A 20,581-nucleotide genomic window follows, 5' to 3' on the forward strand; every position below is an offset into this window, starting at 1 on the left:
GTCAAGGTCGGCGGCCTCTGGTCAGGACGGCGAAGCGTTCACGGCTGTCCCTTGAACGTCCTGGCGCATCACGAGTCCGAGCGACTTCAGGGGCGCCGCCCCTGGTAGGGCTGTGCTCAGACTTCGGTGAGAACGCTCAACCTTCGCTGCGAGGGGTCAGAGTCCTTGAGCTGGCCCCTGAGTGCCTGAGTTGGCCCGTGAGTGTCGGGGTTGGCCCCGAAGGCAGCGACGGTGCGCCTCATCTGCGATTTTGGCCCCCCCCGTGGCACTGGGTGATCCTGGTCGGTATGCACCATGCGCTCACTCACTGGGACAGCCCCTTCATCAACTTCAAGGACTTCGGCTTCCCAGACGGGCGGGGCCAGGGATACCGATGGGTTCATATCAAGCGCTTCCACCTGCCCCTCGGCTCGCCGACCGACCAGGACTTGCTGACCGCGTTGATCGCCCACCCTGAGTTCCGGGACACCTACGACGGAGCCGGCGTCTGGCTTGAACCGCGCCATGGTCAGTGGTGGGCGGATCGGATCACTCCCGGCACGTACACGGCCGTCGACGAGGCGAGCGCGACCGGCATCATTCACACGTGGGCCACCAGCGGTGTCCCACTTCCCCCAGACCTGGACGCGAGGCTCCACGAAGCGGTCTACACCCCAATCCGCCAGGCGACGAACCGGTACGCACTCGGAGCCCTCCCCGAGGGCGCACACCACGACTACGGTCCCATCCACATCGAGTTCCATGAACTCGTACTGATCGACCGCCGCCTTGGCACCCTCGCCCTCCTGGTAGCCGCCGACGACTGAGACAGCTGCTACGACCAAGTCTTCGGACCTGCCGACGCATCGCACTGAGCGCTCCACTCGGCAGAACGGGCCCACTGAGCTGCTCAGTCTCATCCGAGCCGTCCGCAGGGTCCAGCGGCAACGCCGCGCTGCTCGACTGCCCGGCTGGTGGACGCCCTGGAGAGGGCGCCCCGGAGGCCGAGGCCCTGATCGCGACAAGGGGGACGTGACGCGTGGTGAGCCGCGTTACAGCTGGGCGCTGCGGTACGAGAACCGTGCCGACTACCTCACGGCCCTGGCTCACCTCCGGGCTGGCTGGAAGGCCGAGGGTCTGACGGTCACGGACCTGCCGTCGTGGGATGACCGGCCCGGCGGTCCGGGCCTGCCGGGGATCCGCACGACCGATCACGGCATTGAACTCTCCCTCCAGCATGCCTGGTGCGCCGGTGACCCGACGGTGTACGCCAGCGGGGAGTGCCTGCGCCACCACGAGGAGGGGTGAGCTGCGGGCCGGGCTGCCTGGACGCGACGCGCCGAGGCCAGGGGGCTACTGGTGTGGCTGCGTTTCCGTGTCGGTGTCCAGTGTGATGCCGAGGGCCTTCGCGACCGTGTCGAGGACCTCGGGGTCGGTGGGCGGCCCGGCAGTATCGGCCGGCCAGAGGTCGACGATCATTGGAAGGTAGGGGGCCTGGAACGGGTGGTTGCTGGGCAGGTCATGGAGGAGGATGTGCGGCGCGTCTGCTTCGGCGTGGGGCCGGGCCGGCGCCGGGCCGGGCGCGTCCAGGTCGATCAAGCGCGCCCGCTGGGCGAGGTGAGTGCCAGAGCTGCAGCCAGGTCGCCGGAGGTCGAGGTCTTGGCCTCGCCGCCGCGGCGGAAGTGCCCAGCGGTGAAGTTCTCCTCGGTCATGCGCCGTACGGGCACCAGGTCGGGGCGCGCCGTGTGCGGGGTGGTGAGGGCACGGGCCTGGTCAGCGGTCATGCCGGTGGCCGCGATGAGGGCCTGGACGGTGTGGTCGGGCAGGCCGTCGGCGAGGTGGTCCAGGCGTTCGGTGGCCGAGGTGCCGGGCTCGAGGCCGAGGAGTTCCATGGCCCGGTGCCGTTGGACGCCGGCTGCGGCGGCGACCCGCTGGACGTACGCGTCGAGCCGCTCGGCGGGGCGGGGCAGGGGAGCGGCGGGGATCCGGGCCGGGAGGCTCTGTTGGCGGCCGGTTTGGGCGGCGACGGCCTGGCGGGCCTGGTCCAGGGTGATGTGGGTGTGTGCCCGCTTGTACGCGCGCACGGCGCGGCTCTGCTCCCGGTTGCGGGGGTTGGTCATGACGTCTCACGTCCCTTGTCGGCCTGCTGCCCCACACCCGCCGGCCGTCCAGGAGGAGGCATGGCAAACCGCTCGCGCGAGTCTCAGACGTCTGCGGTCCCCTGCGGCGGTGTGGGCGTCGAGGTGGTGGACCGGGCGCGGCGCGGTTGCCCTTGTGCACCCACCATCGTGGGGGACCCGGCAGACCCGCGAGGCAAGTCCGCAGAGGAGCGTTGATGAAGAACTACCGACCCGCCTGGACCGTGGGATTGAGGCGGACCGCCGTCGTACGTACCTCGGCCGTGCCCTCCTCCATGACCGCGGCCGAGCGCCAGCAGACGAAGCTGACCACAGCAGGCGGTGCCGCATTCGGGCGCATCGTGGCGGGTCCCGGTCGCCGCTGAGCTGTCCTTCCGGGTCAGCGGTTGGAGCGTCGTCAGTGTTCCTAGTCCTGGAGCAGGCCCCTCGCCCTACGCGGAGACGTCGAGGCGCACCATCGTCCAGGTGGACACGTCTGCAGGGACTGCAGCTTGGGCGGCCCGGCCTCGCCGAATTTGTCCCAGGCAGAGCAGGGTGGCCTCGCGGGCGGAGCTGCGGTCCTCATGGAGGAACTGGGGTTGGCCGGGCCGCCTGGACGGCGAGGGAGCATTCCCGGGGGCCCGTCTCTGGTGGATCAGGACCGAGCGACGTCACTCCCGATGACTCCCGCCGTCTGCTCCCCCTTTGCGGGGACGCGAAAGGAGCGGCTGGGCCTCCCCGTTCGGGCCACTGGGCGACATGGGCAAGTCCTGCGCTCACCCGCCGGCGAGAGCCTTCGGCGGTAGGCAGGTGACACGGTCGGCGAAGCCTGGTGGGTAGGGGCCGTCGGGTGCGCGGCCTTCCAGCCAGTCGCTGAGCCACTGGGCGAGTGACTGGCCAAGCGGTGCCAGGGCGTGGGCCTGGCAGCACACGTTGGGGTCCCAGTCCCACACCTGCCCGTCACCGGTCGTGAAGTCGACCAAAGCCCACATGGCGCAGCCCCGGTCCATCAGCGGCACGACTCCCGGCGGGAGCACGCCGGGGTCAGCGAAGTGGACATACGCCTCGGCCATGTCGGCGCTGTCGCTGAACCAGTCGCCGGTGTCGCTGACCGACAGCGCCTGCCAGGAGCCGAACCCTCCGTTGGCGACTTCCAGATACAGACGCCGCAGCAAGCCCGGCATGCTATAGCCGACGATCTCCTCGAACGCCGCTACGTCCTCGGGCGACGCCGGGGCGGGCAGACGGCGGTCGGCAACTGCGGCACGTACCGCGGCGATCAGCTGGTCTTCACCCATCCCGAGATCATCCGCCCGCCGCCCGGCATCTGTCGACGGTTCCGTGCCCCCACCTTGCCCTGCGCACAACGGATGTCAGGGCCGGGGTCCTTCACTCAGTTCGCATGCCCGAAGGATCGCGACGTGGACCGAAGCCGGGCGACTACGCCGTAACCGGCGACGACTGGCCGTACGCGGAGATGAAGGGTGTCCGGCAGGGGCAGGTCGGGCAGGCCGTCGCCCGGGCCCTGGCAGAGGCGATGGAGGCGCGCGGCTATTCCGCCAATGGCCTTGCCATTGCCAGCGGCGTCAACCGACAGGTCATCGGCAACATTCTCTACGGAGTGGTGTGGGCCGACATGTTCACGATCGCGAGCCTGGAAGAGACGCTCGACTGGACGCTCTGGCCGGATCACACGACATGGCCGATGGGCGATGACAGTGTCCGTCACCAGCCCCTTCCCATGCGTCTGCGCAGCGACCAGGGATAGGAACACGCATTCCACGGGGTCAAGGGCGGCGTCCCTTCGAGTGTCCCTCGAATCGGGGCATATTCGTTGACTGCCAGCACATTCCCGAGGAGCCCACGGGGCCGAACGATCGGAGGCGCGCTCGGCTCGGGCGAGGCCTCCGCAGTTCATGGTCGGCGGCCGACGGGCAGGCACACCCGCCGGGAACCAGCCGATCCCAGCACGACCTTCCGTCAGAATTCTGATTGCAACCGGTAGGGCTCGCGGCCGCGGTTTTGGCCACTGCGTGCCGTGTGGGCGAACGTCATGTAGCCGCGGGCTCCGTTGTGGAAGACGACGCCCAGCCCGGGGTGGGAGCGGGTGCTTGTGTCGGGGCGGTGGTTGTGGGCGTACACGCGGGCGATCTCGGGATGGCCGCTGTTGGTGAGGACTGCCGCGAGGTAGGCCTCAGCCCGGTCGGTGTTGATCTTCCCGTCGTGCGGGAGGTCCGGCAGGGGCATGGGTGCCGGCGGGGTGCCGGTGACGGGGGTGTCGGGGCTGGTGTTGGTGGCTGCGGGGGCGAGGGTGGCGGTGACGGTCACCCACAGCCGGCTGTGCGAGGCGAAGGTGATGAGCATGCCGAACGGCGGGGCGTCCTCATCACTCCACGGCTCAGCAGACTCGATGCCGGGGGCGGTGGGCAGGGTGGTCAGGCACAGCTGGCGGAAGCGGTCAGGAAGCACGGTGGTTCCTCGGGGTGGCGGCCCACGGGGCAGGGGCGGGGCTTGCGGGTCGGGGGGCAAGGGCTGCGGGGCGCAGGATGGCGGGTCCCCAGCGGGCGCGGGCGGCGTCGGCGACCTGCTCGATACGGTGGCGCTTGTCGTCGCCGGGATCGAGGACCAGCTGGTGGTAGGCGTGGTCGGCCGGTGACAGGCCCTGGGCGCGCAGCGTCAGCGCCCGCACGCGGGCCCGCTGCAGGCCGAGACTGGTGTAGAGATCGCGGCCGGTCAGAGCGAGGGCCGCGGTGTGGGCGGTGGGTTCGCCAAGTGCGCGGCTGCGGGTGGTCGTTGACTGGTCGGCGTAGCGCACGGTCAGCGCCAGTGTGCGGCACACCTCCCGTGCGCCACGCAGACGCAGGCCGAGCTCCTCGCTGAGGGAGAGCAGCGCACGGCGGTGTGCGGCGGGGTCAAGCTCATCGGCGGGGAAGTGGTGGGTGGCGGAGGTGCTGCGGATGAGGGCGTCGCGCTGGACGGGCCGCTCGTCGATCCCGTGGGCGCGGGCCTGCAGCTGGCGGGCGGGAGTGGCGCAGGGTGGTGGGCGGGGTGTCGGCGAGTTGCCCGACAGTGCCGATCCCGAAACGCTTCAGCGTCCGGGCTGTCGCGGGGCCGACGCCGGGAAGCAGCGCGGTCGGCTGGGGGCGCAAGAACGCGTCGACGGCGGCCGGGTCGGGGCTGATGACGGTGATGCGGCCGGGCGCGGTGACCGCGGCCGCCATCTCCGCGATCATGACTGAACTCCCCACGCCGATCGTCGTGGACACCCCATGAAGGGCGAGCGCGCGAAGCGCCAGGACCTGCGCCACCTCGTAGGGGCTGCTGTTCAGGTAGCGCAGGACCCCGGTCAGGTCGAGATCGACAGCAAGGTCGTGCGGACGGGCCTGGTAGCGCGGGGTGACATCCTCGACCTGCCGCAGCAGCAGGTCGAACACCACCTCCCGCTCCACCTCCCGTTCCCGCGGCAGGTGGAAGAAGATCCGCATGACGCACCGGGGTCTGCTCATGGTGCTCACCCCGCTGCTCCCGGGCTGCGGTGGCCAAGGCGCCGCAGATCGGCCGAGCGCGTCCCCGCGGGCACAAGATCACTCCAGGCGTGCAGGCGCGCACCGGCCGTCCCGTCCACCAGGGCACGGCCCGAAGACCTGGCAGGGCCGGTCTGCGGCGGGGTGGGCGCGGGCGCGCTCTGGTCGAGCAGGCGCAGGGCTTCCTCGGGTCCCGCGTCCCGGCGCGCGGCGGCGATCTCCTCCAGGTCCCAGGCCATCTCGGCGACAACGGTCCTGCGGTTGCCGCGCCGCTCCACCGTCCCCCGTACAAGCAGGAGGGCACTGTGGAAAATTGTGTGGGCGCAGGCGGGATGACTGTCCTCGAAGAACGCCAGATCTGACATGCCGGTGCCATCCTCCAGCGTCACGAAGATCACGCGCTTGCCCGAGGGGATGGGCGGAGTCTGGGTGGCCGCGCGCACCCCAGCGACCAGGACCTTCTGCCCGGCGTGCAAGGTCTGCAGGTGTGCGGCGTCCGTGGCCCCGACCTCACGCAGCAAACGGTGGTGATGCTCCATCAGATGACACGAGACGTCGACGGACAGCACATCCAGCTCGCACTGAAGGATCTCCCGGCTGGTCATCTGAGCCAGCCCCGCCGCCCGGCCGCTGACCTTCTCGCCACTCAGCGGCAGCTGCCCGCTGACGGCGGCACGGTTGCGTGCGGCCCGGTGCAGCTCAGTGGCCTGCAGCAGCAGATCCCGCCGGGTCAGCCCCGGATGCAGGCCCTTGAAGGCGCCGACCTCGATGAGGCGCTCCGCCAGCGGCAGCGAGGGACGCGCCCGCAGCCACACATCCTGCAGCCCCGCATAGGGCTGGCCCGCCTCGAGGCGGGTGCTCTCCGCCTCGCTGATCCCGCGCACCGCCGACAGCGCCAGCCGCACCCCCCAGCCGCTGCCCGTCTGCTCGACGCGGTAGACGGCGCCAGAGGCGTTGACGTCGACCGGCAGGATCGGCACACCCTGCCGCTTGGCATCCTGGACCAGGACGCGCCGCGCTTGTTCACGCTGAACTGTCGTGTCTCGTAAGGCTGGTTGGGTGACCCCTCGAACGCACTTGTCGGGTGTTCCGTGCTGTGTCCCGTTCGTACGGTCGAGGGCATGGAGGTGGCGTTCTACTCGAGTGAGGGCTGGGAGTCCTGGGGGCTGCCGGCGAAGCCGGTGATCCCCGAAGGGATGGCATTCCTGGTCGATGACGATCTGCTCTTTGAGGACGAACGCGGACTGCGGGCGACCTCGGTCGGTAACGAGTGGCTTCGCCTGCAGCCAACGGAGAACTGCTCGGCGCCCTCGTCTTGGGGCACGTACGCGCGGATCCTGCGGGACTGGTTCGTGTCCGCCCAACTGCACGGGGTGGAGATCTTCGACACCCGGGACCGGCTGAAGGCCCTGCTCAGCACGTATGCGGTCGACCGCGCCAGCGGCGATCTCAAGCAGCGGCTCGGAGCGGTGACCTGGAACCAGCACATGAGCGTGCTGGGCATATTCTAGCGGTGGGCGGTCGACGAGTCGTACGCCACGTCGGTCCCCTTCACCTACCAGCAGGCGGCGGTGGTCTACGCGGAGACCGTACGCCAGGTCATGGTGAACCAGGCGAGGCGGCGGGTCCCGCATGCCCACGTGACCATCAAGTACCTGGAGGACGACTTCGCCTCCATGTTCGTGAACGCGCTGGCCGGACTGAGGCCGGACGGCAGCGAGGACGACAGCACGAAGCGGTTCCGCGGGCGGCACCTGGCCCGCAACTCCGCGGTGGTCGACATGGTGCTGTCCTCGGGCACTCGCCTCCAGGAGTTCACCTACCTGCTGGCCTGCGAAGTCCCGCCGCTGCCGGCGTCCCCCAGGCTCATGCCGATCCCGTTCCCTCTCCCGGAGGAGATCACCAAGGGCAGCAAGTTCCGGGTGACCTGGGTGAGTTACACCTCGCTGGCCCGCGTTCACTCTTACATCTCTCTGGAACGGATGCTGGCCTGCGAAGGATCTACGTGGCGGCCGCCGCGGAGGTGGGGAGAGCCGCTGTTCGTGACCGAGATGGACAGCCATGGCGGACGGGTCAACGGGCAGTGGGTCAAGTGGAGTTCGCTGAAACCGTCTCAGCGGCGGCGCCTGGTGGCGCCGGACGGCGGGTCGATGTTGCTGGCCGTCCGGTCCGACGGAGGCCCGTTCACCGCCTGGTCGAGCCTGTTCGAGCGGACCAGCCGCCGGATCGCCGAGCGCTACGAGCCGCGGTTTCCCCACGTTCATCCGCACCGCTGCCGTCACACGATGGCCATGGCCACCATGGAACGGCTGGTGGCCGGCTACTACGAGCAGGCGGCACGGCTGTCGGCGGCGGGCGGGGACGCGGATGCAGCCCTCGCTCACTACTTGATCACGACGGAGCCGCTGCTGGTCCTGCGTGATCTGCTCGGACATTCCTCGTCGCTGACCACGGAGAAGTACCTTAAGGCTCGGGAATTGCATCAGACGGGCGAGAAGCCGCAGGTCGCCAGCTCGTGGCGAGGGCCTGATGGACTCCAACGCTACTACGAAGCGGCCTCCTGATCAGGAGGTTTGCCAGATAGAACCCATCTGATGCAGGATTTGCCCTCCAGGAGGGATGGTCTGGAGTGGTGCAAGAGCGGAAGGTGGCCCTGGCCGGGGCGGCTCATCTGGAGCTCGTCTCCGGGGTGATCCAGCTGCGTCCGGAGGACGCGATGGTCGATGCGATGCTGCGGGGCTGGCGGGCCCAGCAGATGTCCCGGGGCTTGAAGGAAGGCACGATCGCCGGGCGGGAACGGCTGATCCGGCGCTTCCATGAATTCACCAACGAGTACCCGTGGTCGTGGCTGCCGGGCCACATGGACGAGTGGTCAGCCTCGCTGACGGGCGAGAAGCACCTGGCACCGTCCACAATCCGCAGCTACCAAGGCGACGTTCGGCAGTTCACAGAGTTCCTCGTCGACGGCCGCTACGGCTGGGGGCCGGCCTGCGAGGACGCCTTCGGCACCCATCCCGTGGCGATCTGCCACGAGTGGAACACCATCGCCCACCTCAACGACTACGAGGGTGACCCGGAGGCCAGGCCGTTCACCCGGGAAGAGCTGCAGCGGTTCCTCGACTACGCCGACGATCAGGTCGAACGCGCGGTGAAGTCCAAGCGCAAGGGCGCCCTCGCCGCCTACCGCGACGCCACTCTGTTCAAGGTCATCTACGGGTGGGGTCTGCGTCGGACGGAGACTTCGAAGCTGGATGTCGTCGACTTCGGCCGCAACGCGAAGGCACGACAGTTCGGCCGGTACGGCACGCTCAACGTCCGCTACGGCAAGGCGAAGAAGGGCCAGCCGCCACGGCGCCGGAACGTCCTGTCGGTGATGGACTGGGCGGTGGACGCGGTCCAGGACTATGTGGAGAATGTCCGGCCTCGGTTCGGCTGCGAGGACCACCCGGCGTTGTGGGTCACTGAGCGGGGAGGGCGGATCAAGCCCTCCGAGATCAACGCCCGATTCGTGGCCTACCGGGACGCGTTGAAGCTCCCGAAGGAGCTCGTGCCCCACTCAATTCGTCACTCGTACGTCACGCATCTGACTGAGGACGGGGTTGACCGTCGGTTCATCCAGCAGCAAGTCGGCCACGAGTGCGACAGCTCCACCGCCATCTACACGCACGTCAGCGACGACTTCATGAACACTGCCCTGAGCAAGGCACTTGCCCCGGCGTTCGCCGGAACGTGACGAGGAAGGACCCGACGATGGCCGCCAAGCTCGACTACCAGTGGCACCTGCGCAAGATCATGGCGGACCGCGGGATGTTCTCCACGACCGACCTGATCCCTCCGCTCGAGGAACGCGGCATCACACTGTCCTCCAGCCAGGTCTACCGGCTCGTCGTGGACCGGCCCGAGCGGCTCAGTTTGAAGATCCTCATGGCCTTGCTGGACATCCTGGACTGCACGATGGACGACCTCATCGAGCCGATCGCAACGGCTGGCGCCATGAAGAAGCCGAAGAAGGTGGCGGCAGGCGGGGCACCCGCCGCCGACGGAGTCGGTGACCTGCGGCCCAAGCGGGCCCGGATCGCACCGGTGGACCGTTGAACGGGTACGCGGAGGAGGTTCTGACCGATCCGGTCGGCGTGGTCGTGCGGCTGGTTGGGAACGTCGAGCGGCACCTGGACGCCGACCGCATTCGCGAGATCGTCTGCACGGTGATGCGTGAACGAGCCGGTCGTCGGCGTCTCGCCCAGGCCCTGCATGACGATCCGTCGCTACTGCGGACCGGACGGCCTCCGGCACCGTTCTGCGTCGCGCGGTTGCTGATGGCTCTTCGCGAAGCTGGCGCGCAGGACATCGCACTTCCTCACTGCGGGGAGTGCGGCCGCGGACGACCCTACGTGGGCAGCCGCACCGGCGGCCGGTGGGGATGCTCGCCCTGCTTCGACAAGCCAGCCGTCTGCGCGGGCTGCGGCCAGCAGCGGCGTGTCGTCAGCCGGGACCGCCACGGCGACCCTCGTTGCGCAAAGTGCCCGGACATCGACGGCGATCCACTCGCCGAACTCGCCAGACTCGTCAACGCCGTCGATCCCCTGCTGACCGCCGACACTGTTCGATCAGCCCTCGAACGCGCCACCGTCCGAACGGCAGGGCCAGCGTCGCCTGGCCTGGGCCGTCATCGCCCAGCCCGACCTGCTGACCGGCGCCGGCTACGACGCCCCGACCCCCGCCGTCCTGCGGTTCATCAGCGAACTCGTCAAAGCCGGGGCCACGACGGTGGTCAACCCGGCCTGCTTCCGCTGCCAGGAGGTCAAGGCACTGTCGAAGCTGCTGGACGGCAAACGGGTCTGCCGCAACTGCTTCGCCCGCAACTCGGCCGTGTCCTGCATCCGCTGCGGTGCCGTCCGCGAGCCCGCCGCCCGGGATGCCGAAGGGCACCCGCTCTGCCCCAACTGCCTCGTCAGTGACCCCGTCAACCTGGAGGAATGCTGCGGCTGCGGGCGCCGCCAGACAGTCGCAGTCCGCCTTCCCGATGGACCCCGTTGCGCCAACTGCCGGCCCAGGACCGCCACCCAGTGCGGCATCTGCGGACGGACAGCAGTCTGTGAGATTTCCCGGGTCACGGGCGAACCCTGGTGCAACCGGTGCCAACTCCGGTGGACACCATGCAGCAGCTGCGGCACCGTCGACCACGTCCGCGGCGGCACCTGGGACGCGCCTTTGTGCGCGAAGTGCACCAACCCGGATCCGGACTTATGGTCCCGCTGCCCGGTCTGCCGCACCACATGGCAGCTCAGCACCCGCCCCTGCCAGCGATGCGCGCTCGACCAGTTGGTACGCGACCTCCTTGGCGGCGACACCGGCACAGTCCGCCAGGAACTCCTCCCCCTCTACGAGGCACTGTCCGGAGCCGAACGGCCCACCAGCACCATGTTCTGGTTATCGGGCTCGAAGGTCAGCATCCTGCTCCAGCAAATCGGCCGCGACGAACGACCCGTCACGCACGAAACGCTCGACGGGTTGCCCGCGAGCAAGGTTCTCGCGCATCTCCGCAGCGTCATGGTCGCCACCGGAGCACTGCCGGCCCGCGACGAACGCCTCGTCGCGCTGGAGGGCTGGGTCACCGCGGCAGTTCAGGCCCGCACCGATCCCACCGAACGCCGGATCCTGCACGGATACGCGAGCTGGCATCACCTGCGGCGACTCCGACGACGCCTCGGCAGGGAACACACCACCCATCTCCAAGCCCTGAACATCCGCTGTCACGTCACCGCAGCTGCCAACTTCCTCGACTGGCTGACCGGCAACGGCCTGACGCTGAGCGACTGCACCCAGTCTGACCTGGAGCGATGGATTTCAGACGCCGATGCCAGCTACCGGGACGAGACCGGCCACTTCGTCCGCTGGTCGGTACAGAACCGGCACGCCCGCGGCCTCACCTACGGCACTGTCCGCTGGACGGGCCCCCTCAGCACCATCGACAGCGAGAAACGCTGGTCAGACGCCCGACGGCTCCTCCACGACGACACCCTGCCCACCCCGGACCGCGTCGCCGGACTACTGCTGGTCCTTTACGCGCAGAAGATCGCCACCATCAGCCAGCTCACTGTCGACGACGTCCACCTCGACAACGACACCGTCGCGATCACGTTCGGCACCTCGCCGGTCGTCCTACCCGAGCCGCTGGCCGCACTCGTCCGCGAGCTCGTCGTGACCCGCCGAGGCAAAGCCAAGATCGGAACTCCCGAGGACGTCCCCTGGCTGTTTCCCGGCGGCCGCCCAGGACACCCCCTCGGCGATGACCGGATCGGCCAGCGTCTCCACAAGATCGGGATCCGGCCCCGGCAGGACCGCTCCACCGCACTGTTCACCCTCGCCGCCGAACTACCCGCCGCCATCCTCGCCCGGGTACTCGGCGTCCACATCCAAGTCGCCGTCCAATGGCAGAAGGCATCAGCCGGCGACTGGGCCGCCTACGCCGCCGATGTCAGCCGTCGCCAACCAACCCAGGAGCCCACGTGACGCACCACCGTGAACGACCAGCGAATCAGGCCGGGATCTCACCGGAACGGGCCGCCGAGATGAACGAAATCATCGGCAGCATCACGCGCTGGGCCGCAAACCGCCAGGACATCGTCGGTCTGCTCCTTGTCGGTTCATACGCCCGCAATGCCGCGCGCCCCGACTCCGACATCGACATCGTCCTGCTCACGACTGACCAGCACCAGTACTTCAACAACACCTGGGCCAACGAGCTCGCCCTCGGCGAACTCGTCCGAACTCAATCGTGGGGGCCCATCACCGAACGACGCTATGCCACGGCCTCAGGTTTGGAAGTTGAGATCGGCATCGGGTCTCCGGAGTGGGCACGGACCGACCCCGTCGACCCTGGCACACACCGCGTCGTCACCGACGGCGCCCACCCTCTGCATGACCCAGCAGGAGTCCTTGCCTCTCTGATCCAGACCTGCCGACCATGACCACCCCGACAGGGGCATTCAGACAGTTCCAATACCCGACTGCACCATTAAACCGTCCCGGCGGAGCACAAGCCAAGTTCCTCGCCGAGGTCGGCGAGTCAGAACACAACCGCAACCTCGCCCTGACCCTGCAGGCCTTCCGCGACTTCCAAGAGGGCCGCCAGCCGGCCGGTCCGGGCGCCCGTGACCTCGTGAACTTCTTCAAGTCCGTCGAGAACGAGCTCCAGCAGGACGCCGCGGCCCCGCAGATCAAGCACGGTGATCAAGAAGTGATCAACCTACTGTCCCAGCTGGCCGACACCCTGCACCTGGGCATCGCGAACTACTGCTGGTTCATCGACCCGGACAAGGCGCTCTGCCTCAAACTCGCCCAGGCCAAGGACCGCAGCCGTCCCATGGCCGGAATGTGTGACTCTGCCCGCTGCCCCCAGGCCACTCATCACCCCTGCCACCGGCCCGTCTGGGAGTCGGCCGCGGCCAACAGCAAAGTCTTCATCGGCAAGATCGGCCGTTCGCAGAAGGCCGAGAAATCGCGGCTCATGGCAGAGGCCAAGCGGGCCGATCAAGTCGTCGCCGCCATCGACGCGGCCCTGGCCACCGGCGCTGGAGGATCTCATGGGCAGGATCAGTGACACCGACCGAACCCGCAACGAGGAAGCGATCCGGGCTGCCATGGACCGGCTCCTTCGCGGCGAACTCCCGCCCGGCGGCCGATGCGACCTCAAGACCCTCGCAGCAGAGGCCGGGGTGACCCGCACCGGCTTCTATCCGAAGAAGGACCGCGACGGAAGCATCCGCGAAGGCCCCTACCAGCACCTTGGTGACGAGTTCGTACGCCGACTGGCGGCCCTCCGGGAGGCCGGGGAAATGCCGGACCCCAGAGATGCCCAGATCGAACGGCTGAAGGCCCAGAACGACGAGCTGAAAGACCGCGTCGCCGACAGGGACAAGACCATCGCAGCGCTGACCGAGTTCAAAAAGCTCGCGCAGTCCCGACTCGCCGCCCAACACGACGAGATCATGCACCTGCGCAATCCGCAGCCGCCTCCCGCGCCGACCCCGCTCGCCCAGCTGAGCCCCGTCCCTCGCGCCAGGACCGCCGTCATCGGCCCCTGCGGCTGACGCCCACAGGGGCACCACTGCCGGGAGGGGCGGTACTTGCCTACCGCGGCCGGTCGGTGCCGGCGACCGGCGCGAGCGCATCACGCAGCTGCTGGATTCTGGGGCGCCGCATGGACGTCCTGGCCATCAACCGCCCGGCCACCGCCCTCTACACCGTCTTCCAGGCCCGCCCGCACGCCGAGCGCAACTTCCTGCGCTACCTCTTCCTCGACGAGGACGCCCGCACCCTGTACGGCGACCACTGGGACACGGCCGCTGGCGAAACCGTCGCCTCCTTGCACCTGTACGCCGGAAGCCATCCCGACGACCCCCAACTCACCGAACTCATCGGCGAGCTGTCCCTGCGCGACGCGGACTTCCGCAGCATGTGGGCCGATCACGACGTCCGAGCCCACGCCACGGCCACAAGCACGTCCACCACCCGCTCATCGGCGACCTCGCCTTCGACTTCGTGACCTGGACGTCGCCGGGACCCCCGACCAGTCCCTCGTCATCCTCACCCCCGAGCCCGCCTCCCCCTCCGCGGAGGCCCTCGCCATCCTCGCCAGCTGGACCGGCGCGCCGGCTTCCGCACCGGCCGCTGCCGAAGACGCCCGCGACACGGCCGCCGGCTGACACCGGCCGACAGGGCACTGCGCCGAGCGAGGCCGACGGGCCGGGCGGGCCTTCCTGGATGTGGTTGAAGGAGCTCCTGTTCCCTCTGCCGCGGAACGCTACGGCCGTCCGTCGCGTGGGCCCAGCTGTATCACCGGGGGATGGTGACCAGAGTGCGGCCGCGGCCGCCGGCATCGACGCGGTCGTGCGCCTGGGCGATCTCCTCCAGCGGGAAACGGGCGCCGATGTCCACCGTGAGGGCGCCGACGGCGGCCGCGGCCGTGAGATCGCGGGCGGCCTGCCGTCTGGCCTCGGCGGGGAAGTCGTCGCTGCCGAGCAGGCGGAGGGTGACGTTGTTGAACAACAGCGGCCAGAAGGGAATGTCGGTCCGGTCGGCGCGGGTGGCGTAGGCGGCAATGACCGCATCGTTTGCGGCGACGGCGCAGTCCAGGTCGGCGTTGTCGGACAGGGCCACCTCGACGATGCGGTGGACTCCCTTCGGCGCACACGTGCGGATCTCCGCTGCCGGGTCGCCGGAGTCGAGGGCGACGGCATGAGAGACCACGCCGGCATCGACGCGGTCCAGGTCCTTCCCGCGCCGGACCGTGGCGAGCACGGTGGCCCCGGCCCAGCGGGCGAGCTGCGCGGCCAGAGAGCCGACCCCGCCGAGCACACCGTGCACCAGGACGATCTTGCCGTCGACCGGGCCGTCGGCGAAGACAGTGCGGTGGGCGGTGATCCCGGGGACGCCCAGGCTCGCCCCGAGCTCGTCGCCAAGGTGGTCGGGCAGAACAGCGGCCAGGTCGGCGGGGACGACGGTGTACTGGGCGGCAGTGCCGAACGGCCGGTAGGACTGCGCGCCGTAGACCCACACCCGCTCCCCCGTACGGCGCGCATCGACGCCTTCCCCGACTGCGTCCACGACCCCGGCGGCGTCACTGTGCGGGATCACGCGGGGAAAGGGCATCGTCGAGCCGAGCCAGCCACGCCGCTTCTTGGTGTCACCAGGGTTGACGCCCGAGACGGTCACACGGACGCGCACCTCGCCGGGGCCGGGCCGGGGGACGGGCAGCTCACCGACGTGCAGCACCTCGTCAGCGGGGCCCTGCGCGTCGTACCAGGAGGCAAGCATGCGGGGAACCTCCATCACCTGTCAGCCTGCGGGTTCTTCGAGCGTAGGGGGATCGTTGCGGGTGCGCGCGGCATCGGGCCCCGGCTCGCCCTCGCCGAGGAGGTCACGGAGCCAGGCGCGCTCGGCGCGGCTGGTGGCGCGGGCCGTGAGGAGCATCCCTCGCCGGTAGGGGTCGGTGACCTGCTCTGCGCGCAGCGGCTCGTCACCGTCGTAGAAGAAGCTCGCCGGCGCCTGCAGGAAGTCCAGTCGACGGCGCAGCACCGCGTGCTGGTCGGCGATGTCAGGCAGGAGCGAGAGGAACGCCAGGATGGTGAAGAACCGGCTGAAGTCGGTGATCTCATGGTCGGCCGGCTTGCGCAGGCGCTCCAGCATCTCGGCTCGCCCGTCGTCGGTCAGGCTCAGCACATAGCGTGCGGCACCGGCGCCCGGATCGGTGCTCCGCTCCAGCAGGCCGGCCCTGGCGAGGCGGTTGATCGCGGGGTACAGGGTGCCATCGCTCACCGGCCGGGCGTACCCGGTCAGCTGTGCGACGCGGCGGCGCAGCTCATGGCCGCGCAGGGGGCCCTCGGCCAGGAAGCCGAGTATCGCTAGTTCCAGCATGGCTTCATTGTCACACAGACACATCGAATCGATGTCTACATCGATTCGATGTTAGGCTCTAAGCCTCCATCAACGTCTCCTGAGAGGCAGCGCGAGATGCCACTGCAGTCCACCGAGTCAGTGATGAACCGCTTCGTCGAGTTCATCAATACCGCCGACGAGGACCTTGCTCGCGAGGTCATTTCTCCGGATGCGGTGTTCCATGCACCAAGCCACCCGGAACCATTGCGGGGGCCCGCTGGGTACATGGAAGTCATCGGGATGATGCGCAGCGCCTTCCCGGACGTCCGGTGGACGCTGGAGGAGATGATCACCGAAGGTGACACGGTGGCCGCGCGGTTCACCATGCGAGGCACCCACGACGGCGAATTCTTCGGGATTCCGGCGAGTGGCAACAAGATCTCGGTGCAGGCCATGAACTTCTACTATCTGGCCGACGGCCGGATCATCGGGGAACGGGGGCAGCCCGACCTGCTCGGGGTGATGCAGCAGATCGGCGTCGGTACGGCGCCGTAGGACGAGCGAGCGCTCAACCAGAACCCCGACCACCAGATCGACGCCTTGCTGCGGGCCGGCGTCGACCCCGTCAACATCCACCTCGATACGGCGAGTGGGGCGAAGGCCTCCCGCCCCAAGCTCGACCTCGTCCTCACGTTGCTGCGCGAGGGCGACACGCTGAAAGTCGCCCGGCTCGACCGGCTCTCGCGCTCCGCACTACCCCGGCGCCGGCCCCAGGACGGCGCCGGGGACCACCGCTGCGGCCTGGCGATCCTTTCGGAAACCACCCATGTTCGTCCTGCATCAGAGCGACACGGCCAGCCAAATCGCCGGGACACAGCCTGCGGCGTGACCTCGCCACAATGAGACATGACCAGCACGGGACACAGCGAGTGCGGAAGCAACCTCGGCCACATCCCAGGGTCGTGTTCGAACAGCCCGGCGAAGAACGCCGCCGGGTGGTGGGCCTTGAGCCACGCGGACTGGACCGCGGGCACCGCGAACGCCGCAGCGTGCGCCCGGCAAAACCCATACGCCCCGAACTCCTTGACGACTGACCACACTTCATCCACCACGGAGGGTGTGTAGCCGCGCGCGGCGGCGGCGCGGCGGAACCACATCTCCACCTTCCCCAGGCGGTCGGCATCGGCCAGGGCGCGGCGCGCGACATCTGCGGCCGCCAGGTCACAGCCGGTCATCAGGGAAAAAATGGACATAATTTGCTCGTGCCAGATCACTACTCCGTACGTGTCATCCAGGATCGGCTTCAGGTCCGGGTGCGGATAGTGCGGTGCTTCATCGCCGTGACGTGCGGCGATGAACCGCGCGGGCGTCCCGCCCGCCACCGGCCCGGGGCGGAAAAGCGAAATGTCCGCGATCACGTCCTGCATGTGCCGCGGCTGGAGCCTGGCGATCAAGTCCTGCTGGCCCGAACTCTGGATCTGGAAGCACCCCAGAACTGCACCCGAGCGGATCAGCTCAATCGTTTCCTCATCCCCGAGGTCGACATGATCAGGACTGTCCAGGTCGAGGTGCCGCCCAGTGATGCGGCGGATCTCCGCGACCGCATGGGCCATAGATGACTGCATCCGCACGCCGAGCACATCCAGCTTCAAAAGCCCCAGATCCTCCACATTCTCTAGGGGTTCAGAGGCTGTGGTGTGACGTCGGTTGGTCCTCCTCGTTGGGGCCATTGCGACGGTTCTCGGGGGGTGTGGCTCTGCGGCAGATCGTTGCGATCGGTGCGTGGAGAGGAAGCGGAAGTGCGGGCATTTCTTGTGTCCCTGCCCTCAGGCAGTCGGTACTGGACGGTGGTCGACGAGGACTACGAGGTCGTCGGGGCAGCTGACCGGTTTTTGAAGGAGACCCGGTTGGCTAGGGGGCGGGCGGAGACGACCACGAAGGCGTACGCCGAAGGCGTCGCCTTGTTTCTGCGGTGGTGCGAGGCCACGGGAAGGGACTGGCGGACCGCAGCCCGGGAGATGGGATTGTTCCTGCTGTGGTTGAAGTGGGCGCCGGGCCGGGGCAGCAATGCCCCGGTCGTGGTTCCTGGTCCGGGGGCCAAGCCGGTGCGGCAGGAGATCCGAAGGAACAAGGTCCTCACAGCAGTGCGGATGTTCCTGCTGCACGCGGTGGCGGAGAAGACAGTGCCGGGCTGGGTGCTAGGACGTGTTTGAGATGTGGTCACAGGGACTGCCGTATCAGGGCGAGTTGGACGGTGGCCTCGTAGCGGACGGCGAGTTTGTCGTACCGCGTCGCGACGCCACGAGCCTGTTTCAGCAGGCCGATCCGGCATTCGACCTTGTGTCTGCGTTTGTAGCGTTCGCGGTCGAAGCCGGGCGGCCGTCCGCCCGCGCTGCCGCGCCGCAGACGGTGTCCGGCCTGGTCACGCTTCTCCGGGATGGTGTGCGCGATCTGCCGGCGGCGCAGGTATTCGCGGATCGAGCGGGAGGAATACGCACGGTCCGCGAGCACGCGGTCGGGGCGGACGCGTGGGCGTCCGCCGCCCGGCCGGGGAATACGGATGCGGTTCATGACCTCGGTGAACACCGGGGCATCGCCGCGCTGTCCGGCGGTGACCACGGTCGCCAGGACGTGGAACGAGGCGTCCACGGCCAGGTGCAATTTCGTGGTCAGGCCGCCGCGCGAGCATCCGAGGCCGTGGTCGTCCGGCTCGGCCGCCAGCCCATCCGGGACCGTCCGGCCCGAATCGCGAGCCCCTTTTTTCGGGCCCCGGCAGCGTGCTGGTGGGCCCGGCAGACCGTGGAGTCGACGGACACCTCCCACTCGATGTGCCCGGCGGCATCTGCCTCGACCTGCAACTTCTTGAGGATCAAAGCCCATGTTCCGTCGATCTGCCAGCGGCGGAACAGCGTGTATGCGGTCTCCCACGGCCCGTACCGCTCGGGTATGTCCCGCCACGGCGAGCCGGTCCTCGCCCGCCACCAGATCCCGTCGAAGCACTGCCGCCGATCCCGCGGCGGCCTCCCCATCTTCGGTATCGGCGGCAACAGCGGCTCCAGCCGCGACCACTGGTCGTCCGTCAGATCTCCACGTGCCATTCCAAGATGGAAACACGACCTTGATCAACATCTCAAACACGTCCTAGGAGCGTGGGTCAGTAACGGGCAACTCGCGGGGTGGGTGTGATCGCCGGCAGTCAGGCGGTTGTCCTGTCCGGTTCCTGCGTGCGGGTGGCGGGTGGTCGGGCTTGCCGTGCCTGATCACTGCTGTGGGGTCAGCTCTCGGCGAGTCGTGCCTTCTTGACCTTGTTACCGCAGGTGTTCATGGAACACCAACGGCGGTTGGCTCCGCGGCTGGTGTCAAGGAAGAGCCCTGCACATCCGGGGCCTTCGCAGTTCTTGATGCGGCTGCGGTCGGGGCCCCCGAGGATGTGGATGGCATCCGTGGCCAAGACCCCGAGGGCGTCACCGACAGGCGTCGTCTTGGTCAGGTGCCATCCTGCGAGATCGTGTTCGAGCGCGGCCTTCGCGCGCCCAGCGGCCGCAACCGTGTTGAGGGTGCGGACATCCTTCGAATCGGGCTGTTCACCTGCGGCGATCGCCGACCCGATTCGGTAGATCGCCTCGCGCAGCTCGACGGCGCCCTTCAGATCGGTCGGCGATACGTCCGGGACGTCGAGCCCTGTGACATGCAGCCACATCTTCAGTCGTGCGGAGTCAGTCAGCCGCTCTCGCGGCGCCATGCCGGCTCGATCGCTGACGGTGGCAGTGAACCGGAACGCCAGGACCTCGTTGTCCATTCGGAACACACGACGTACGTCCTCGGTCATTCCAACCTCCGCAGTGAGCCACAACACCCTACGAACCGTCTTAGACAGTTCGGCATGATGGTAACCCCATGGCATCATGGACCCGTCTTAGACGGTTCACAGGGAGGGTTCTCCGCATGAGCAACATCGCGGTCATCGGTCTGGGAGCAATGGGGAAACCCATCGCACATAACCTCTTGACGGCCGGCCACGACGTCGTGGTCTGGAACCGATCCGACGGGCCTGCGGACGAACTCGTCGCAGCGGGCGCCCGGCGAGCCGCCTCGGTCGCAGAGGCCATGCACTCGCCGGTGGTCTTCTCGGTCCTGGCCGACGACCGGGCCGTCGCCGAGACGTTCATCGACTCCGGTGTTCTCGATCAGACCCCGGGCGGGATGGTTCACGTCAACCTCGCGACGGTGAGCACCGACCTGGCCCGCCGGGCCAACGCGGCACACGCGGAGCGTGGTGTCGGGTACGTCGCAGCACCGGTCTTCGGCCGTGTTCCGGTCGCCGAAGCCGGGGCACTCAACATCCTTGCGGCCGGTGAGCAGGAGCTGATCGACCGCGTGCAGCCGCTCTTCGACGTGATCGGCTCGCGGACCTGGCGACTCGGCGATCGTCCGGAGCAGGCCAACATCGTGAAGATCCTCGGGAACTACCTGATCGCCTGCGCGATCCAGTCGCTGGGCGAAGCCGTCAGTGTCGCGGAAGGCGCCGGTGTCGACTCCGGACAGTGCAGCGTTGAGGCGAGGTGATCGAACCGTCCCGCA

Annotated in this window: 24 protein-coding genes and 3 pseudogenes; 16 read left to right on the forward strand and 11 right to left on the reverse strand. The window is 68.6% G+C overall.

Annotated features, from left to right (window positions below; translation table 11 throughout):
- Nucleotides 1–287 precede the first annotated feature (287 nt).
- Both ACZ499_RS30950 and ACZ499_RS30955 read left to right on the forward strand, forming a co-directional pair.
- A complete protein-coding gene (locus ACZ499_RS30950) occupies nucleotides 288–806 on the forward strand; it encodes a hypothetical protein (RefSeq protein WP_468679506.1) in 519 nt (172 codons plus the stop codon).
- Nucleotides 807–1,011: 205 nt separating this feature from the next.
- The gene (locus ACZ499_RS30955; protein ID WP_468679507.1) at nucleotides 1,012–1,287 is read left to right on the forward strand and encodes a hypothetical protein; all 276 of its coding nucleotides are present in this window, start codon (nucleotides 1,012–1,014) and stop codon (nucleotides 1,285–1,287) included.
- Nucleotides 1,288–1,332: 45 nt separating this feature from the next.
- Here the strand turns inward: ACZ499_RS30955 and ACZ499_RS30960 are convergent, their stop codons facing one another.
- Entirely contained in the window at nucleotides 1,333–1,578 is a 246-nt protein-coding gene (locus tag ACZ499_RS30960) for a hypothetical protein (protein WP_468679508.1), read from the reverse strand.
- On the reverse strand, nucleotides 1,575–2,099 hold the full coding sequence (locus ACZ499_RS30965; protein WP_468679509.1) for a TniQ family protein: 525 nt from the start codon (nucleotides 2,097–2,099) through the stop codon (nucleotides 1,575–1,577). Before ACZ499_RS30965 ends, ACZ499_RS30960 begins: the two co-directional genes overlap by 4 nt.
- 215 nt (nucleotides 2,100–2,314) lie before the next feature.
- Between ACZ499_RS30965 and ACZ499_RS30970 the strand changes: the two genes are divergently transcribed.
- Nucleotides 2,315–2,482 (forward strand): hypothetical protein, encoded by a 168-nt coding sequence (locus ACZ499_RS30970; protein ID WP_468679510.1) that lies wholly within the window; start codon nucleotides 2,315–2,317, stop codon nucleotides 2,480–2,482.
- A gap of 390 nt (nucleotides 2,483–2,872) precedes the next feature.
- Here the strand turns inward: ACZ499_RS30970 and ACZ499_RS30975 are convergent, their stop codons facing one another.
- The gene (locus ACZ499_RS30975; RefSeq protein WP_468679511.1) at nucleotides 2,873–3,394 is read right to left on the reverse strand and encodes an SMI1/KNR4 family protein; all 522 of its coding nucleotides are present in this window, start codon (nucleotides 3,392–3,394) and stop codon (nucleotides 2,873–2,875) included.
- Nucleotides 3,395–3,498: 104 nt separating this feature from the next.
- On the opposite strand from ACZ499_RS30975, the gene ACZ499_RS30980 reads away from it, so the two are divergent.
- Nucleotides 3,499–3,864, forward strand: coding sequence for a helix-turn-helix domain-containing protein (locus tag ACZ499_RS30980; RefSeq protein ID WP_468679512.1), 366 nt, complete (start codon nucleotides 3,499–3,501; stop codon nucleotides 3,862–3,864).
- A 212-nt stretch (nucleotides 3,865–4,076) separates the two neighbouring features.
- On the opposite strand, the gene ACZ499_RS30985 is transcribed toward ACZ499_RS30980, so the two are convergent.
- From ACZ499_RS30985 to ACZ499_RS30995, 3 genes and pseudogenes are all read right to left on the reverse strand, one after another.
- Nucleotides 4,077–4,565, reverse strand: a complete 489-nt coding sequence (locus ACZ499_RS30985) for a hypothetical protein (RefSeq protein ID WP_468679513.1) — start codon at nucleotides 4,563–4,565, stop codon at nucleotides 4,077–4,079.
- Nucleotides 4,555–5,581: pseudogene (locus tag ACZ499_RS30990) on the reverse strand (DNA polymerase Y family protein). Before ACZ499_RS30990 ends, ACZ499_RS30985 begins: the two are co-directional and overlap by 11 nt.
- 26 nt (nucleotides 5,582–5,607) lie before the next feature.
- Nucleotides 5,608–6,639: pseudogene (locus ACZ499_RS30995) on the reverse strand (helix-hairpin-helix domain-containing protein); the annotation flags it as partial.
- 102 nt (nucleotides 6,640–6,741) lie between these two features.
- Between ACZ499_RS30995 and ACZ499_RS31000 the strand changes: the two are divergent.
- The 9 genes from ACZ499_RS31000 (at nucleotide 6,742) to ACZ499_RS31040 (ending at nucleotide 14,168) form a co-directional block, all read left to right on the forward strand.
- Nucleotides 6,742–7,131, forward strand: coding sequence for a hypothetical protein (locus tag ACZ499_RS31000; RefSeq protein WP_468679583.1), 390 nt, complete (start codon nucleotides 6,742–6,744; stop codon nucleotides 7,129–7,131).
- 60 nt (nucleotides 7,132–7,191) lie between these two features.
- Entirely contained in the window at nucleotides 7,192–8,184 is a 993-nt protein-coding gene (locus ACZ499_RS31005) for a hypothetical protein (RefSeq protein ID WP_468679514.1), read from the forward strand.
- A 65-nt stretch (nucleotides 8,185–8,249) separates the two neighbouring features.
- Complete coding sequence (locus ACZ499_RS31010; protein ID WP_468679515.1) at nucleotides 8,250–9,353, forward strand: tyrosine-type recombinase/integrase; 1,104 nt, start codon at nucleotides 8,250–8,252, stop codon at nucleotides 9,351–9,353.
- Between the two features lie 17 nt (nucleotides 9,354–9,370).
- A complete protein-coding gene (locus ACZ499_RS31015; protein WP_468621528.1) occupies nucleotides 9,371–9,715 on the forward strand; it encodes a helix-turn-helix domain-containing protein in 345 nt (114 codons plus the stop codon).
- Between the two features lie 1,227 nt (nucleotides 9,716–10,942).
- On the forward strand, nucleotides 10,943–12,133 hold the full coding sequence (locus ACZ499_RS31020; protein WP_468679516.1) for a hypothetical protein: 1,191 nt from the start codon (nucleotides 10,943–10,945) through the stop codon (nucleotides 12,131–12,133).
- The gene (locus ACZ499_RS31025) at nucleotides 12,130–12,591 is read left to right on the forward strand and encodes a nucleotidyltransferase domain-containing protein (RefSeq protein WP_468679517.1); all 462 of its coding nucleotides are present in this window, start codon (nucleotides 12,130–12,132) and stop codon (nucleotides 12,589–12,591) included. Before ACZ499_RS31020 ends, ACZ499_RS31025 begins: the two co-directional genes overlap by 4 nt.
- On the forward strand, nucleotides 12,588–13,223 hold the full coding sequence (locus ACZ499_RS31030) for a hypothetical protein (protein ID WP_468679518.1): 636 nt from the start codon (nucleotides 12,588–12,590) through the stop codon (nucleotides 13,221–13,223). The genes ACZ499_RS31025 and ACZ499_RS31030 overlap by 4 nt, the downstream gene beginning before the upstream one ends.
- Nucleotides 13,207–13,713, forward strand: coding sequence for a hypothetical protein (locus ACZ499_RS31035; protein WP_468679519.1), 507 nt, complete (start codon nucleotides 13,207–13,209; stop codon nucleotides 13,711–13,713). The genes ACZ499_RS31030 and ACZ499_RS31035 overlap by 17 nt, the downstream gene beginning before the upstream one ends.
- Before the next feature lie 110 nt (nucleotides 13,714–13,823).
- A complete protein-coding gene (locus tag ACZ499_RS31040; protein WP_468679520.1) occupies nucleotides 13,824–14,168 on the forward strand; it encodes an MmyB family transcriptional regulator in 345 nt (114 codons plus the stop codon).
- A 290-nt stretch (nucleotides 14,169–14,458) separates the two neighbouring features.
- Here the strand turns inward: ACZ499_RS31040 and ACZ499_RS31045 are convergent, their stop codons facing one another.
- Nucleotides 14,459–15,439, reverse strand: coding sequence for an NADPH:quinone reductase (locus ACZ499_RS31045; protein ID WP_468679521.1), 981 nt, complete (start codon nucleotides 15,437–15,439; stop codon nucleotides 14,459–14,461).
- Nucleotides 15,440–15,460: 21 nt separating this feature from the next.
- A complete protein-coding gene (locus ACZ499_RS31050; RefSeq protein ID WP_389430940.1) occupies nucleotides 15,461–16,039 on the reverse strand; it encodes a PadR family transcriptional regulator in 579 nt (192 codons plus the stop codon).
- A 123-nt stretch (nucleotides 16,040–16,162) separates the two neighbouring features.
- On the opposite strand from ACZ499_RS31050, the gene ACZ499_RS31055 reads away from it, so the two are divergent.
- Entirely contained in the window at nucleotides 16,163–16,555 is a 393-nt protein-coding gene (locus ACZ499_RS31055; protein ID WP_468679522.1) for an ester cyclase, read from the forward strand.
- A 380-nt stretch (nucleotides 16,556–16,935) separates the two neighbouring features.
- Here the strand turns inward: ACZ499_RS31055 and ACZ499_RS31060 are convergent.
- Nucleotides 16,936–17,673, reverse strand: a pseudogene (locus tag ACZ499_RS31060) (DNA polymerase III subunit alpha); the annotation flags it as partial.
- A 174-nt stretch (nucleotides 17,674–17,847) separates the two neighbouring features.
- Between ACZ499_RS31060 and ACZ499_RS31065 the strand changes: the two are divergent.
- The gene (locus ACZ499_RS31065) at nucleotides 17,848–18,213 is read left to right on the forward strand and encodes a hypothetical protein (RefSeq protein WP_468679523.1); all 366 of its coding nucleotides are present in this window, start codon (nucleotides 17,848–17,850) and stop codon (nucleotides 18,211–18,213) included.
- A 7-nt stretch (nucleotides 18,214–18,220) separates the two neighbouring features.
- Here the strand turns inward: ACZ499_RS31065 and ACZ499_RS31070 are convergent.
- A protein-coding gene (locus tag ACZ499_RS31070) for an IS5 family transposase (RefSeq protein ID WP_468679524.1) occupies nucleotides 18,221–19,098 on the reverse strand; the annotation gives its coding sequence in 2 pieces (ribosomal slippage) (nucleotides 18,221–18,705 and nucleotides 18,705–19,098; 879 coding nt in all).
- 176 nt (nucleotides 19,099–19,274) lie between these two features.
- Nucleotides 19,275–19,829: a CGNR zinc finger domain-containing protein gene (locus ACZ499_RS31075; RefSeq protein WP_468679525.1), complete on the reverse strand. Its 555-nt coding sequence runs from the start codon at nucleotides 19,827–19,829 to the stop codon at nucleotides 19,275–19,277.
- Between the two features lie 68 nt (nucleotides 19,830–19,897).
- Between ACZ499_RS31075 and ACZ499_RS31080 the strand changes: the two genes are divergently transcribed.
- Nucleotides 19,898–20,566 (forward strand): NAD(P)-dependent oxidoreductase, encoded by a 669-nt coding sequence (locus ACZ499_RS31080; protein ID WP_468679526.1) that lies wholly within the window; start codon nucleotides 19,898–19,900, stop codon nucleotides 20,564–20,566.
- Nucleotides 20,567–20,581: the final 15 nt, after the last annotated feature.

It is taken from the genome of Streptomyces sp. NPDC031265, assembly GCF_055570295.1.

Excerpts from the sequence above, each read along its gene's own strand:
- ACZ499_RS30950 (WP_468679506.1), top strand. The coding sequence starts at position 288 with ATGCACCATGCGCTCACTCACTGGGACAGCCCCTTCATCAACTTCAAG.
- ACZ499_RS30965 (WP_468679509.1), bottom strand. The coding sequence starts at position 2,099 with ATGACCAACCCCCGCAACCGGGAGCAGAGCCGCGCCGTGCGCGCGTAC.
- ACZ499_RS30970 (WP_468679510.1), top strand. The coding sequence starts at position 2,315 with ATGAAGAACTACCGACCCGCCTGGACCGTGGGATTGAGGCGGACCGCC.
- ACZ499_RS30975 (WP_468679511.1), bottom strand. The coding sequence starts at position 3,394 with ATGGGTGAAGACCAGCTGATCGCCGCGGTACGTGCCGCAGTTGCCGAC.
- ACZ499_RS30980 (WP_468679512.1), top strand. The coding sequence starts at position 3,499 with ATGCCCGAAGGATCGCGACGTGGACCGAAGCCGGGCGACTACGCCGTA.
- ACZ499_RS31000 (WP_468679583.1), top strand. The coding sequence starts at position 6,742 with ATGGAGGTGGCGTTCTACTCGAGTGAGGGCTGGGAGTCCTGGGGGCTG.
- ACZ499_RS31015 (WP_468621528.1), top strand. The coding sequence starts at position 9,371 with ATGGCCGCCAAGCTCGACTACCAGTGGCACCTGCGCAAGATCATGGCG.
- ACZ499_RS31030 (WP_468679518.1), top strand. The coding sequence starts at position 12,588 with ATGACCACCCCGACAGGGGCATTCAGACAGTTCCAATACCCGACTGCA.
- ACZ499_RS31035 (WP_468679519.1), top strand. The coding sequence starts at position 13,207 with ATGGGCAGGATCAGTGACACCGACCGAACCCGCAACGAGGAAGCGATC.
- ACZ499_RS31040 (WP_468679520.1), top strand. The coding sequence starts at position 13,824 with ATGGACGTCCTGGCCATCAACCGCCCGGCCACCGCCCTCTACACCGTC.
- ACZ499_RS31045 (WP_468679521.1), bottom strand. The coding sequence starts at position 15,439 with ATGCTTGCCTCCTGGTACGACGCGCAGGGCCCCGCTGACGAGGTGCTG.
- ACZ499_RS31050 (WP_389430940.1), bottom strand. The coding sequence starts at position 16,039 with ATGCTGGAACTAGCGATACTCGGCTTCCTGGCCGAGGGCCCCCTGCGC.
- ACZ499_RS31055 (WP_468679522.1), top strand. The coding sequence starts at position 16,163 with ATGAACCGCTTCGTCGAGTTCATCAATACCGCCGACGAGGACCTTGCT.
- ACZ499_RS31075 (WP_468679525.1), bottom strand. The coding sequence starts at position 19,829 with ATGACCGAGGACGTACGTCGTGTGTTCCGAATGGACAACGAGGTCCTG.
- ACZ499_RS31080 (WP_468679526.1), top strand. The coding sequence starts at position 19,898 with ATGGCATCATGGACCCGTCTTAGACGGTTCACAGGGAGGGTTCTCCGC.